This is a genomic window from Shigella flexneri 2a str. 301 (genome assembly GCF_000006925.2).
In the GTDB taxonomy this organism is placed as follows: Bacteria; Pseudomonadota; Gammaproteobacteria; order Enterobacterales; family Enterobacteriaceae; genus ECMA0423.
Map to the genome: position 1 here is coordinate 146,523 of NC_004851.1, position 13,481 is coordinate 160,003.

At 44.2% G+C, this 13,481-nt stretch carries 13 protein-coding genes and 5 other annotated features (1 of these 18 only partly in view); of the genes, 6 read left to right on the top strand and 7 right to left on the bottom strand.

The features are described from left to right. Window positions 1-108 precede the first annotated feature (108 nt). From CP0178 to virA, 4 genes are all read right to left on the bottom strand, one after another. The gene (locus CP0178) at window positions 109-351 is read right to left on the bottom strand and encodes an IS3 ORF2 (protein ID NP_858311.1); all 243 of its coding nucleotides are present in this window, start codon (window positions 349-351) and stop codon (window positions 109-111) included. Further along, window positions 156-524, bottom strand: a mobile genetic element (partial). Its footprint overlaps the gene before it by 196 nt. Next, a complete protein-coding gene (locus CP0179) occupies window positions 324-887 on the bottom strand; it encodes an IS629 ORF2 (RefSeq protein ID NP_858312.1) in 564 nt (187 codons plus the stop codon). It overlaps the preceding feature by 201 nt. The genes CP0178 and CP0179 overlap by 28 nt, the downstream gene beginning before the upstream one ends. Then, window positions 523-1,266: a mobile genetic element (partial), on the bottom strand. Its footprint overlaps the gene before it by 365 nt. Continuing rightward, on the bottom strand, window positions 994-1,212 hold the full coding sequence (locus CP0180) for an IS629 ORF1 (RefSeq protein NP_858313.2): 219 nt from the start codon (window positions 1,210-1,212) through the stop codon (window positions 994-996). (Overlaps the previous feature by 219 nt.) A 124-nt stretch (window positions 1,267-1,390) precedes the next feature. Next, entirely contained in the window at window positions 1,391-2,593 is a 1,203-nt protein-coding gene (gene virA, locus CP0181) for a VirA protein (protein ID NP_858314.2), read from the bottom strand. A gap of 528 nt (window positions 2,594-3,121) precedes the next feature. Here virA and icsA/virG point away from each other — a divergent pair. From icsA/virG to CP0186, 5 genes are all read left to right on the top strand, one after another. Beyond that, on the top strand, window positions 3,122-6,430 hold the full coding sequence (icsA/virG, locus tag CP0182) for a hypothetical protein (RefSeq protein ID NP_858315.1): 3,309 nt from the start codon (window positions 3,122-3,124) through the stop codon (window positions 6,428-6,430). Between the two features lie 580 nt (window positions 6,431-7,010). Continuing rightward, window positions 7,011-8,316, top strand: a mobile genetic element. After that, window positions 7,065-7,391, top strand: a complete 327-nt coding sequence (locus CP0183; RefSeq protein NP_858316.1) for an IS629 ORF1 — start codon at window positions 7,065-7,067, stop codon at window positions 7,389-7,391. It overlaps the preceding feature by 327 nt. Then, window positions 7,606-8,274: an IS629 ORF2 gene (locus tag CP0184; RefSeq protein ID NP_858317.1), complete on the top strand. Its 669-nt coding sequence runs from the start codon at window positions 7,606-7,608 to the stop codon at window positions 8,272-8,274. (Lies within the feature at window positions 7,011-8,316.) Before the next feature lie 298 nt (window positions 8,317-8,614). Further along, window positions 8,615-10,267 carry a bifunctional UDP-sugar hydrolase/5'-nucleotidase gene (gene ushA / locus CP0185; protein NP_858318.2) on the top strand — a complete coding sequence of 551 codons (1,653 nt, stop codon included), beginning with the start codon at window positions 8,615-8,617 and terminating at the stop codon, window positions 10,265-10,267. Next, entirely contained in the window at window positions 10,236-10,421 is a 186-nt protein-coding gene (locus CP0186) for a hypothetical protein (protein ID NP_858319.1), read from the top strand. The genes ushA and CP0186 overlap by 32 nt, the downstream gene beginning before the upstream one ends. 352 nt (window positions 10,422-10,773) lie before the next feature. Here CP0186 and CP0187 read toward each other — a convergent pair whose 3' ends face one another. From CP0187 to CP0189, 3 genes are all read right to left on the bottom strand, one after another. After that, a complete protein-coding gene (locus CP0187) occupies window positions 10,774-11,100 on the bottom strand; it encodes a hypothetical protein (protein NP_858320.1) in 327 nt (108 codons plus the stop codon). A gap of 52 nt (window positions 11,101-11,152) precedes the next feature. Further along, on the bottom strand, window positions 11,153-11,956 hold the full coding sequence (locus tag CP0188; RefSeq protein ID NP_858321.1) for a reverse transcriptase: 804 nt from the start codon (window positions 11,954-11,956) through the stop codon (window positions 11,153-11,155). Between the two features lie 12 nt (window positions 11,957-11,968). After that, window positions 11,969-12,169, bottom strand: coding sequence for an IS600 ORF2 (locus CP0189; protein NP_858322.1), 201 nt, complete (start codon window positions 12,167-12,169; stop codon window positions 11,969-11,971). Beyond that, window positions 11,986-12,184, top strand: a mobile genetic element (partial). Its footprint overlaps the gene before it by 184 nt. A 380-nt stretch (window positions 12,185-12,564) precedes the next feature. On the opposite strand from CP0189, the gene phoN1 reads away from it, so the two are divergent. Then, window positions 12,565-13,314: a PhoN1, periplasmic non specific acid ohosphatase gene (gene phoN1, locus CP0190; protein ID NP_858323.1), complete on the top strand. Its 750-nt coding sequence runs from the start codon at window positions 12,565-12,567 to the stop codon at window positions 13,312-13,314. Window positions 13,315-13,468: 154 nt separating this feature from the next. Next, window positions 13,469-13,481: a mobile genetic element, on the top strand (it continues 910 nt past the right edge of the window).

The window sequence follows — 13,481 nt, forward strand, 5'->3', positions numbered from 1 at the left end:
GGCGTTTTCCACAGCAGTCTCATAAAACGTGTATCACTGATCCTGCGGCAGACGGCTTTCATCAGCAGCCGGTGATGTACTGTGTCGAAGTAGCTGGACAGGTCACCTTCAATAACCCGGCGCCCCGTGTTTCCCCGCAGTCGGTGAGCTGTAATAGTACGTGATGTCTCCCGCCCACTTCTGGTTCGGGCCACTGGCGTAAAAATCCTGCGTCAGCAGATTTTCTGATACAGGCAGGCCGTGTGCACGGTAACTGATCGGGCTGAACTTCTGGGAGGCTTTTGCGCTCAGTTCCTGACGGCGCAGACTGGCTGCCACGGTTTTTACGTTAAAGTGGTAACCAGAGCACACAGTTCATCCGTCAGGCGTGGGGCACCGTAACGCTGGACTGGGTAAAAGCCTTGCGGACAACGCTGTCGCAGTGCTGACGGAACTGCGGACGTGTGTTTATCCTTGTCCGCCGCTGACACCACGTATACCAGCCGCTGCGGGCCACCCGGAGTACGCGGCACATTGCCTTGATGACGGTTTACGCGGTCGCCTGCGGCAACGGCTTTCCGGCTGACGGTAGTGTGGACCTTTTTACCCCGGAGAACACCGGCAAGCCCCATAACCGCCATGAGACGTGCCACAGTGCATCTGGCCACTCTGATACCTTCCCGTAACAACTGATGCCAGACTTTACGCACAGCGTATACCTGATGATTCTCATCGTATACGCGCAGTATCTCTTTCTTCAGCCAGTCATCGCGCTGCGCACGGGCACTGCGTTTATCATGATGATGTCGCTGTTGCTGACAGTGGTAATACGTTGATGGGGCAATATGCAGTTCACTGCATACCGGTCCGACCCCGTACTGCTCACGCAGCTTATCCAGCAGTGGCATTATTTTTTCCAGAGGCGGTCGAACTCCGCCTTTGCAAAATAAGCGGAAGCCAGGCGAAGGATATTGTTACTGCGGCGCAGTTCACGATTTTCACGTTCCGGCTCTTTCAGACGCTGACGTTCAGCGGTGGTGAGCCCACCTCACCGCCCCCGGTATCCCGCTCATGCTGGCGTACCCAGACACGCAGAGTTTCCAGTATACAGCCAATCTTTGGGGCAATGGAACAAATCGCTGCCCATTGTGAGTCATATTCGCCCTGACTTTCCAGAACCATACGAACTGCCCGTTGACGGACTTCAGGGGAAAAACGTGTATTTTTAGTCATCCTGTTTACCTCTTTCTCAGGGAGTTTAGTCTCCAGGATTTCCGGGGCGGTTCATAATGATATAAAAAGGATGGGCTGAGATTCTATTGGTCCCCATCCTTTTAGCTTTGGTTTAATAGTTTATAGAGCTGTTCTGAAGAACGTTTTTTTACAGTCTGGCAGCCAATATAATATTGGCTTAAACATCAGGAGATATGATGGCAAATGATACTTGACGACTTTCTGGAGGGATAGCATTGCGAAGCCCTTCACTGCTTGGAAGTGTTCCAGCATGAACGAGATAGCTTGTTTCTATTTTATTAATACCAACACCATTACATGTTATGTGCGATGGTAATATTGATGAGCTAACTTCGTAAGCCCTCCCCCCAGAGGCAGAGATTGCAGTGTCGTTTTTAGGGACAACTGCGTTGATTTTTATAATATGTCCACAATTGTTAATAACTCGTTGTTCAGGCATGAAATTAAGCCTGTTTTCTATGTTTTCGGACATAATTTGGGCATATATGTGTTCCACAGAGGAAGACGTGATGTGAAGAGATTGCCAGAATGCAGATGTTAGTGCAGATATAAATGCAGGGTCTTGAAAGAGTGAAGTAAACAAAAGTTTTTCTGTTTGAAAACATAGGTCTTGTTGGGGGAAGTTTGAATTGATTATTTTATTTACTTGGTTGTAACTTAGCATTTGAAGCTCTTTTTTGCTATCAATGAATTCATTAATTCCTAACTCATTAATTAGATCTGCAATTAATTTTAGTGGTATTTCAATATTGTTGAAATATATTTTTGTACTATTGCTGTCAGATGCTCGAATATCTCTGTAAATATCATGCCAAACACTATTAAAATCAGTGTCTTTAACGTGGAAGTAATCATCGTTTGGTATTATCGATGTACAGCAATTAATGGCTGTTTCAATAACTTCTGGTGCAGGCTTGTGAGTTTTAAAATTCCCTGATACCGGAGCTGTAATAGTATGTACTTTTCCTAAGTTGAATTGTTTGGGGGGGAGTGAACTTAACAAGTTATTATATTCTTTTGATGAAAGTTGAGTGGATTGTATTTTATCTCCATCAAGATAAAAAACCGAACATATGCCTTTGTTAAGGCATAGCCGTATTGAAATGCCATCTATGTTTGCGTGGGCAAACTCTCCGTCCATTTTATCTTGTGATAGTGATGGTGAGAAACTATCCATTAGTTTTTTTTCGCTATGTTTTTCGGCTAGAGTTTCGTGTGGAGAATATATGCCGAAAGTTATTATTTTCAGTAAAATGTCACAAAAACTCAATTTATTCCAACTTACTTCTGTAGTTGATTTGACAGTTGACATCCATGATGAGTCATTTCTTTCATGGTTAGTTATGTTTGATGTCTGCATTTGATTTCTCCTGATGTATTTTCCTATTAATGCCAATATATATTAATATAATTAAATTGGGAACATAATAAAATGGAATGTTATTCTTCTCTTTAAGAAAACGATACATTTCCACTAAAAACAATTATGCAGTTATTGCATTGGAGAGTCTGGTAGGAAAGTTGTGATATGAATACATTCATGTTATTGGCTTTGGGGATTAACATCAAGGGGCAGATAGAACCATTGGGTGTATAGAAAAACAAAGTGGTTAAACTTTGGGCAAGCGTACAGAAAGAACTGAAAAGTTGCGGTCTGAAGCAGACTATCATAGTAAAATTATTAATTTATTATCGAACATATAGCTTTCCCCCTCTTTTTTTCAAAGCAAGACACAGGTAAATTTCTCCCGTTGCATTGATATATAACACAGCTCTCATGTTTTGGTTGAGGCTTTGTTTAATATGTTTTTGCATATATCGTCCCTTTATTCCGGATAAAACGGAATCTTTTCAGGGGTTTATCAACCACTTACTGATAATATAGTGCATGAATCAAATTCACAAATTTTTTTGTAATATGACCCAATGTTCACAGGGGGGGGCCGGAGAATTACCTACGGTAAAGGAAAAAACATGCAAATTGTCTTTTTCTCCTTTTGTTGTTGGTGCATCCCTGTTGCTCGGGGGGCCAATAGCTTTTGCTACTCCTCTTTCGGGTACTCAAGAACTTCATTTTTCAGAGGACAATTATGAAAAATTATTAACACCTGTTGATGGACTTTCTCCCTTGGGAGCTGGTGAAGATGGAATGGATGCGTGGTATATAACTTCTTCCAACCCCTCTCATGCATCTAGAACTAAGCTACGGATTAACTCTGATATTATGATTAGCGCAGGTCATGGTGGTGCTGGTGATAATAATGATGGTAATAGTTGTGGCGGTAATGGTGGTGACTCTATTACCGGATCTGACTTGTCTATAATCAATCAAGGCATGATTCTTGGTGGTAGCGGCGGTAGCGGTGCTGACCATAACGGTGATGGTGGTGAGGCTGTTACAGGAGACAATCTGTTTATAATAAATGGAGAAATTATTTCAGGTGGACATGGTGGCGATAGTTATAGTGATAGTGATGGGGGGAATGGAGGTGATGCCGTCACAGGAGTCAATTTACCCATAATCAACAAAGGGACTATTTCCGGTGGTAATGGAGGTAACAATTATGGTGAGGGTGATGGCGGTAATGGAGGTGATGCCATCACAGGAAGCAGCCTCTCTGTAATCAATAAGGGCACGTTCGCTGGAGGCAACGGAGGTGCTGCTTACGGTTATGGTTATGATGGCTACGGTGGTAATGCTATCACAGGAGATAACCTGTCTGTAATCAACAATGGAGCTATTTTAGGCGGTAATGGTGGACATTGGGGGGATGCTATAAATGGTAGCAATATGACCATTGCTAATAGCGGATATATAATTTCAGGTAAAGAAGATGATGGAACACAAAATGTAGCAGGTAATGCTATCCACATCACTGGTGGAAACAATTCATTAATACTCCATGAAGGTTCTGTCATTACTGGTGATGTACAGGTTAACAATTCATCCATTCTGAAAATTATCAACAATGATTACACTGGGACCACACCAACTATTGAAGGTGATTTATGTGCTGGTGATTGTACAACTGTTTCACTATCAGGTAACAAATTCACTGTTTCAGGTGACGTTTCTTTTGGTGAGAACAGTTCTTTAAATTTAGCTGGAATCAGTAGTCTGGAAGCTTCTGGAAATATGTCATTTGGCAACAATGTAAAAGTGGAGGCTATTATAAATAACTGGGCGCAGAAGGACTATAAACTGCTAAGTGCAGATAAAGGGATAACAGGTTTCAGTGTTTCTAATATATCTATCATCAATCCGTTACTCACTACTGGTGCTATTGACTATACAAAAAGCTATATCAGTGACCAGAATAAATTGATCTACGGTTTGAGCTGGAATGATACAGATGGCGACAGTCATGGAGAGTTCAATCTGAAAGAAAACGCTGAACTTACTGTTAGTACTATTCTGGCAGATAATCTCAGCCATCATAATATAAATAGCTGGGACGGAAAATCCCTAACAAAATCAGGGGAGGGAACTCTCATTTTGGCGGAAAAAAATACCTACTCTGGTTTCACCAACATCAATGCAGGCATTCTAAAAATGGGGACAGTTGAAGCTATGACACGTACCGCTGGTGTTATTGTTAATAAAGGTGCTACCTTGAATTTTTCAGGCATGAACCAAACTGTTAACACTTTATTAAATAGTGGGACTGTGCTAATCAATAATATTAATGCCCCTTTTTTGCCTGACCCCGTCATTGTCACAGGTAACATGACTCTGGAGAAAAACGGTCATGTTATTCTCAATAATAGTTCGTCAAATGTCGGTCAGACCTATGTTCAGAAAGGTAATTGGCATGGAAAGGGCGGAATATTATCTTTGGGCGCGGTTCTCGGCAATGACAACAGTAAAACTGACCGGCTGGAAATTGCAGGCCATGCGTCTGGTATTACCTATGTTGCAGTGACAAATGAGGGAGGCTCTGGAGATAAAACTCTTGAAGGTGTTCAAATTATTTCGACAGATTCTTCTGATAAGAATGCTTTTATTCAGAAAGGCCGTATTGTTGCTGGTAGTTATGACTATCGCCTGAAACAGGGCACTGTATCTGGACTGAATACCAATAAGTGGTATCTAACTAGTCAGATGGATAATCAAGAATCAAAACAGATGAGCAATCAAGAGTCTACTCAAATGAGTAGTCGCCGAGCTAGTTCACAGCTTGTATCTTCACTTAATTTGGGTGAAGGTAGTATTCACACATGGCGCCCTGAAGCTGGCAGTTATATTGCTAACCTGATAGCAATGAACACGATGTTTAGTCCTTCTCTCTATGACCGACACGGTAGCACTATTGTTGATCCTACTACAGGTCAGCTCAGCGAAACCACCATGTGGATTCGTACTGTTGGTGGACATAATGAGCATAATTTAGCTGATAGACAATTAAAAACCACAGCTAACAGGATGGTTTATCAGATTGGTGGAGATATTTTGAAGACAAACTTCACTGATCATGATGGCTTGCATGTGGGTATTATGGGAGCTTATGGATATCAGGATAGCAAAACTCATAATAAGTATACTAGTTATAGTTCACGAGGAACTGTGAGCGGTTATACTGCCGGTTTGTACAGTTCTTGGTTTCAGGATGAAAAAGAACGAACAGGTCTATATATGGATGCTTGGTTGCAGTACAGTTGGTTTAATAATACAGTCAAAGGAGATGGGTTAACTGGTGAGAAATATTCCAGCAAAGGAATAACAGGAGCTTTGGAAGCTGGCTATATCTACCCAACCATACGCTGGACTGCTCATAATAATATTGACAACGCATTGTATCTCAATCCACAAGTCCAGATAACTAGGCATGGGGTAAAAGCAAACGACTATATTGAACACAATGGCACTATGGTCACATCCTCTGGGGGCAATAATATTCAAGCAAAATTGGGATTGCGTACATCCTTAATTAGTCAGAGTTGTATCGATAAGGAGACTCTTCGTAAGTTCGAACCATTTTTGGAAGTGAATTGGAAATGGAGCTCAAAGCAATATGGTGTAATTATGAATGGCATGTCAAATCACCAGATAGGCAACCGTAATGTGATTGAACTCAAAACTGGTGTGGGGGGGCGTCTTGCAGATAACCTAAGCATCTGGGGAAACGTATCTCAGCAATTGGGTAATAACAGTTACAGAGACACCCAAGGTATTTTGGGTGTGAAATATACCTTCTGATAATAAAAATGCAGGGCGTGTTGATGTCCTGCATTTCTCTGGGACCCACCGTGTAAAAGCTCGGTGGGTTTTTGTGCACATGATGGTATGCCTGCGATCAATGCCAAACGTGTTTACCAGATCATGCGCCAGAATGCGCTGTTGCTTGGCGTTACACAGGAATTGCATTAGAAAGCGATGAACGAATGCTACCGCCAAATATTCGTGGTTATGCGCCTCAGATTACTGGTATTGCAGAAACTAATGCACGTGTTGTTGTATCTCAACAAGGTCGAGTAATATATGACTCTACTGTACCAGCTGGAACTTTTTCTATTCAGGACTTGAGTAGTTCTGTACGAGGAATATTGGATGTTGAAATTTTTGAGCAAAATGGTAAAAGAAAACATTTCCAAGTAGAAATGTGCAGGTGTGCCTTTCTTATCCAGACTTGGTCAGAGTAGGTATAAATTAGTAACAGGTCTACCTAAAACAAATAATAAAGCAACTGGTGATGCATTTTTTTCGGTGAAGATCCTACGGGGTCCTGAGCCCGGTGAAGTGGCGAGGCAAATCACATGGGGAAGCGTACAGCCTGAACTGAACCGCCCCGGGAATCCTGGAGACTAAACTTCCTGAGAAAGAGGTAAACAGGATGACTAAAAATACTCGTTTTTCCCCCGAAGTCCGTCAACGGGCAGTCCGTATGGTTCTGGAAAGTCAGGGCGAATATGACTCACAATGGGCGACAATTTGTTCCATTGCTCCAAAGATTGGCTGTACGCCGGAGACTCTGCGTGTCTGGGTTCGCCAGCATGAGCGGGATACCGGGGGCGGTGATGGAGGGCTCACCACCGCTGAACGTCAGCGTCTGAAAGAGCCGGAGCGTGAAAATCGTGAACTGCGCCGCAGTAACGATATCCTTCGCCAGGCTTCCGCTTATTTTGCGAAGGCGGAGTTCGACCGCCTCTGGAAAAAATGATGCCACTGCTGGATAAGCTGCGTGAGCAGTACGGGGTCGGACCGCTATGCAGCGAACTGCATATTGCCCCGTCAACGTATTACCACTGTCAGCAACAGCGACATCATCCGGATAAACGCAGTGCCCGTGCGCAGCGCGATGACTGGCTGAAGAAAGAGATACAGCGCGTATACGATGAAAATCACAAGGTATACGGTGTAAAGTCTGGCGTCAGTTGTTACGGGAAGGTATCAGAGTGGCCAGATGCACTGTGGCACGTCTCATGGCGGTTATGGGACTTGCCGGTGTTCTCCGGGGTAAAAAGGTCCGTACGACCATCAGCCGGAAAGCCGTTGCCGCAGGCGACCGCGTAAACCGTCAGTTCGTGGCAGAACGACCTGACCAGCTGTGGGTGGCTGATTTTACTTACGTCAGCACATGGCGGGGCTTCGTCTATGTGGCGTTCATCATTGATGTGTTTGCCGGATACATCGTGGGGTGGCGGGTCTCATCGTCCATGGAAACGACATTCGTGCTGGATGCACTGGAGCAGGCGTTATGGGCCCGTCGACCGTCCGGCACGGTCCATCACAGTGATAAAGGTTCTCAGTATGTATCGCTGGTCTACACACAGCGGCTTAAGGAAGCCGGATTACTGGCATCAACAGGAAGTACAGGCGACTCGTATGACAACGCGATGGCGGAGAGCATCAATGGTCTTTACAAAGCGGAGGTAATACACCGTAAGAGCTGGAAAAACCGTGCAGAAGTGGAACTGGCCACACTAACGTGGGTGGACTGGTATAACAATCGACGATTGCTGGAAAGGCTGGGCCACATCCCTCCGGCAGAAGCAGAAAAAGCTTATTATGCTTCCATCGGAAACGATGATCTGGCAGCCTGAGTTCACAGATAAAACACTCTCCAGGAAAACCGGGGCGGTTCACGTCAGTATCAGACCATATTAATTGCTGAAACTGATAAACATCAAACCTTATAGAAGGGTGAATGCTGAAAGGGGGCTATGGTGATCGACGTGATGACAACGACAGGTAAGACCGTGACCTGATAAACCTGAATTGTGTCCTAGACATAAAGTCCGTGAAGGGAATAAGGCTCAGGTCAGCGAATCTTATAGTGGCCCGCAGCTCTGACTGCAATAAGGCCGGATACAGAGCAGCAACTACTCGTCGATGTCAGAACAACGGAAGCCTTGCAAACGGGGATGCGTTCATACAGGAACAATGATACCGTTAAAAAAAAACATTACGCTAATAATGTTCACCCTGTCATTACTGACAGGAAATCCTGCTATAGCGTATGAAACAGATAAAGTATATAAAATAACCGTTCTGCATACAAATGACCACCATGGACACTTTTGGCGTAACAATCATGGTGAGTACGGGTTATCCTCCCAAAAAACTCTGGTGGACAATATCCGGCAGAAAGTAATAAATAATGGCGGAAGTGTTCTATTATTATCTGGTGGTGATATTAACACCGGTGTACCTGAATCAGACCTTCAGAAGGCTGAACCCGATATTCGTGGAATGAATCTAATTGGTTATGATGCAATGGCCGTCGGTAATCATGAATTTGATAATCCTCTAAATATATTACGTCAGCAGGAAAAATGGGCCACATTTCCTTTCCTTTCTGCTAACATATATCAAAAAAGTACAGGGAGGCGTTTATTCAGTCCATGGAAAATTTTCATCCGTCAGAATTTGAAAATTGCAGTCATTGGCTTGACGACAGATGATACTGCGAAAACAGGAAATTCTGAATATTTTACTGATATTGAGTTCCGTCAACCTGCTGCTGAGGCGAGGAGTGTCATTGATGAACTTAATCAGCAGGAAAAGCCAGATATTATTATTGCGGCAACACATATGGGTCACTATGACAATGGCGAGTCAGGTTCGAATGCTCCTGGTGATGTTGAAATGGCTCGCAGTTTGCCGACTGGCTCATTAGCAATGATTGTGGGAGGACATTCACAAGCTCCTGTCTGCATGGCCAGCGATAATAAAAAACAGTGGAATTATATTCCGGGGACAACCTGTGTACCAGATAAACAAAATGGCATCTGGATTGTACAAGCGCATGAGTGGGGAAAATATGTCGGTCAGGCTGATTTTGAATTCTGTAACGGTACAATGAAACTGGTTAATTATCAGTTACACCCAGTTAATCTCAAAATGAGAATTACCAGAGAAGATGGAAAAACGGAATTTTCTTTTTACACCCCCGAAATTACTGAAGATCCACAGATGTTATCCTTACTGACACCATTCCAGAATAAAGGCAAAGCACAACTGGATGTGAAGGTTGGGGTTGTGAACGGACGTCTGGAAGGGGACAGAAGTAAAGTTCGTTTTGTTCAGACCAGTATGGGCCATCTGATTCTGAGCGCTCTGACAGAACGTATTGACGCAGATTTTGCTGTTGTCAGTGGTGGGGAAATTCGAGATTCCATAGAGAGTGGTAACATCACATACAAAGATATACTGAAAGTTCAGCCATTTGGTAATACGGTAGTAAGTATTGATTTGACGGGGAAAGAAGTAGCTGACTACCTAGCTACAGTGGCACAGATGAAACCGGATTCCGGAGCCTACCCACAATTTTTGAATACCAGCTTTGTAGTCAAAAAAGGAAAAATCGAAATGCTAAAAATAAAAGGTAAATCGGTTGACCTTAACAAAAAATATCGTATGACAACATTTAGCTTTAATGCTACTGGTGGGGATGGCTATCCACGTATTGATAATAGACCCGGATACATAAATACCGGATTTATTGATGCTGAAGTACTTATCGAATATATCCGGAAACATTCACCGCTGGATGCTGCTTCATATGAACCAAAAGGTGAAGTCAGTTGGCAGTGATAACGTAATTGACGATCATCACGTGTTTTTTGCTGACAGTCGCTGTGACTTTGTGAAAGTAGTCTCTGCGTATGTTTGCGATATGGGAATGCAGTTGCTGTATTTTGTGTTTCTGCTTCTGCCAGTTGTTGCTGAATTTAACCTTGCGGCTTAACTGATGTTGGAGCGCTGCCAGCTTCTTCGTCAATTTCGCTGATTAAAGTTTATTCATTATGGCATGATCTGCGTAAGCGGCTCGTCAGAACCATATTGATATTTACTAAGAGCTCAGATCAACTTTCCAGGGCAACAGATCGCGTACCCGGTTTGCCGGTCAGTCCTGGATATGCTCAATGACGTAACGCAGCCATTTTTCTGGCTCCACATTGTTCAGACGGCATGTGCCGATCAGCGAGTACAACACCGCCGCATGTTCGCCACCGCTATCGGAACCCCGCCGGAGAGAGTTTCACTCTCCGGCTGCTCACGGAACCGTACGTGACACTCTCGCGTCATACGGCTCTTGATCACTCATTCGATGCACGTAGTAAATACCAGTGGGCAAATAGCTTCGGATACTGTTTCCTTACCAGCGCCAGCTTTCGCTGAGCCTTCCGGTTCGAAAGTCTGTATTTAGACTGCATCCACTTAAGCAAACGTGACTGCATTGCACTCCACAGTCGATAGCTGAAGTTTCTGGACCAGAACTTTCCATAGTACTCAATCCAGCCTCTCACTATCGCATTGTAGCGCCTCGCAAAATCCAGCAAACTCTCAGCTGTTGAGCGATGTATACGCCACTTCTTGATTGTTTCTGTTATTTTGCACATTGCTGCATTTGATGCACCCGGCATACATTTTCTGTACAATTCGCCTTTGAAATTCTTCAGAGTACGCACTTTGAAGTCATATCCGAGAGTGGCATACAACATCATCGGCGTACCTTTCGAAGGGAACGCCGGGAAACTGACGTTGCATCCACATATCAAAGGCATAGTGCAGGAACAGATTTGAGAGCAGGGGGGAGATTACGCCGCCCTGCGGCGTTCCTCGACCCCGTGCCAGCATTGCTCCATCCGGCATTTGCACCGGTGCCTTCAGCCTGCGCTCAATGTACATCACCACCCAGCGTGCCTGAGTATGATGCTGCACTGTCTTCAGTAGCAGGTCATGATCGATATCATCAAAGAAGCCTTTAATATCGACTTCCACCACCCAGTCAAACTTCCAGCAGCGTTTCCTCGCCTGCGCAATCGCCTGGTGTGCGGATTTACCCGGTCGATAACCATACGAGTCTGCATGGAACAGGGGTTCCAGTACCGGCTCGAGTATCTGCTTAACGACCATCTGGGCGATCCGGTCCGACACGGCCGGAATACCGAGCGGACGTACACCACCGTCAGCTTTGGGAATGTCCACACGCCTTACCGCCTGCGGCATATAACTGCCGGAAGCCATTCTGTTCCACAGTTTGTAGAGATTGTCTGTAACATTCTCGTCAAACCCGGCCAGTGTCTGCCCGTCAATGCCTGCCGCCCCACGGTTGGCTTTTACTCGTTTATAAGCTTCCCATACCTGTCGTTTACTTACAGGAAATGGCTTTGCCGATTTTACAGCAGTCCTCCCATCGGCATTGTCGCCCGTGGTTGCCGCCGCACCATCAGCACAATGGGGCAAGCCCTTTGCTCCGGACCCATTACGGTCCTTCACCGCTACTACGGTTTACTCCGTCCCTGTACCATTTTTCAGCGTTCCCCAGAAGCTTTCCATCGGAGCGTTGTCGTAACAGTTACCTTTACGCGACATTGATGTTTTCAGACCAAACTGCTCCTGTATGACCCGGTAATCGTATGCGCAGTACTGTGAACCTCGATCAGAGTGGTGGATTAGCCCGGCAGGTGGGCGCTGGCTCCTGAGCACCATAAACAGGGCTTTACCCGTAAATATTGGCTCCTTCTGATGCCATTCTATTTCAGGAAGGAGTGTCCGTTAAACTCAGGCTACCTCAAAAAGTTATCGGTGCGTTTATCGAAAAACATATGTTCTACTAATTGGAGTCATTGTCTGTAAAAGCAACTCAAAAATACAAGTTGCTTATTCCCCTTGTTGGTAAGAACTTAATTCTAACTGTTTGTTCTGGGTGTTTTAAACGTCCTCCTTTTTATGCTTGTTCATAACGGATATTTAATAGGTAACCTTTGTTTTAGCATCTTCTGATTTATTTAAATTATGTGATAGCACACACAATTTTATTATCCAGTACTTTATGCTCTTAATAAAATAATTATAAATATGTATCCTCTATAAGGAGATGTTATATGAAAAGACAGCTTTTTACTCTTAGTATTGTCGGGGTATTTTCTTTAAATACCTTTGCATCATTCCCTCCGGGAAATGATGTGACAACAAAACCTGACCTTTACTACCTGACAAACGATAATGCTATTGACAGTCTGGCATTATTACCGCCTCCACCACAAATCGGAAGTATTGCCTTCCTGAATGACCAGGCCATGTATGAAAAGGGGCGTTTATTGCGAAATACTGAAAGAGGGAAGCTGGCAGCTGAGGATGCCAATCTCAGTAGTGGTGGCGTGGCAAATGTATTTTCTGCTGCTTTTGGTTCTCCGATAACGGCTAAAGATTCACCAGAATTGCATAAATTACTGACAAATATGATTGAGGATGCCGGAGACCTGGCAACGCGTTCAGCAAAAGAATATTATATGCGTATTCGACCTTTTGCTTTTTATGGTGTTTCTACGTGTAATACAAAAGAACAGGATACATTATCCAGAAATGGCTCTTATCCATCAGGTCATACATCGATTGGTTGGGCAACAGCACTTGTATTGTCCGAAATAAATCCGGCACGCCAGGATACCATTCTGAAACGGGGTTATGAACTGGGGGACAGCAGGGTTATTTGCGGTTATCACTGGCAAAGTGATGTTGACGCAGCACGTATTGTTGGCTCTGCTATTGTAGCAACACTGCACTCAAATCCTGTGTTCCAGGCACAATTACAAAAAGCGAAAGATGAATTCGCTAACAATCAGAAAAAATAATGCTTTTAGCCAGTACGCCTTATAACCCCGACCTTCAGGGCTAATGCCAGTCAGTTAAGCAACTGACTGGCTCTTTTTCAGGGCTGTGGGGTATTTCCAGGGCCTCTCCTTTACCACTCTCGGAAAGGCCCTTTCCCTTCTTGTCGGTAATTTCACTAGGCTGTGTC

Excerpts from the sequence above, each read along its gene's own strand:
- phoN1 (NP_858323.1), top strand. The coding sequence starts at position 12,565 with ATGAAAAGACAGCTTTTTACTCTTAGTATTGTCGGGGTATTTTCTTTA.
- ushA (NP_858318.2), top strand. The coding sequence starts at position 8,615 with ATGATACCGTTAAAAAAAAACATTACGCTAATAATGTTCACCCTGTCA.
- CP0179 (NP_858312.1), bottom strand. The coding sequence starts at position 887 with ATGCCACTGCTGGATAAGCTGCGTGAGCAGTACGGGGTCGGACCGGTA.
- CP0189 (NP_858322.1), bottom strand. The coding sequence starts at position 12,169 with ATGGTGCTCAGGAGCCAGCGCCCACCTGCCGGGCTAATCCACCACTCT.
- virA (NP_858314.2), bottom strand. The coding sequence starts at position 2,593 with ATGCAGACATCAAACATAACTAACCATGAAAGAAATGACTCATCATGG.
- CP0180 (NP_858313.2), bottom strand. The coding sequence starts at position 1,212 with ATGACTAAAAATACACGTTTTTCCCCTGAAGTCCGTCAACGGGCAGTT.
- CP0187 (NP_858320.1), bottom strand. The coding sequence starts at position 11,100 with ATGCCGGGTGCATCAAATGCAGCAATGTGCAAAATAACAGAAACAATC.
- CP0183 (NP_858316.1), top strand. The coding sequence starts at position 7,065 with ATGACTAAAAATACTCGTTTTTCCCCCGAAGTCCGTCAACGGGCAGTC.
- icsA/virG (NP_858315.1), top strand. The coding sequence starts at position 3,122 with ATGAATCAAATTCACAAATTTTTTTGTAATATGACCCAATGTTCACAG.
- CP0186 (NP_858319.1), top strand. The coding sequence starts at position 10,236 with ATGAACCAAAAGGTGAAGTCAGTTGGCAGTGATAACGTAATTGACGAT.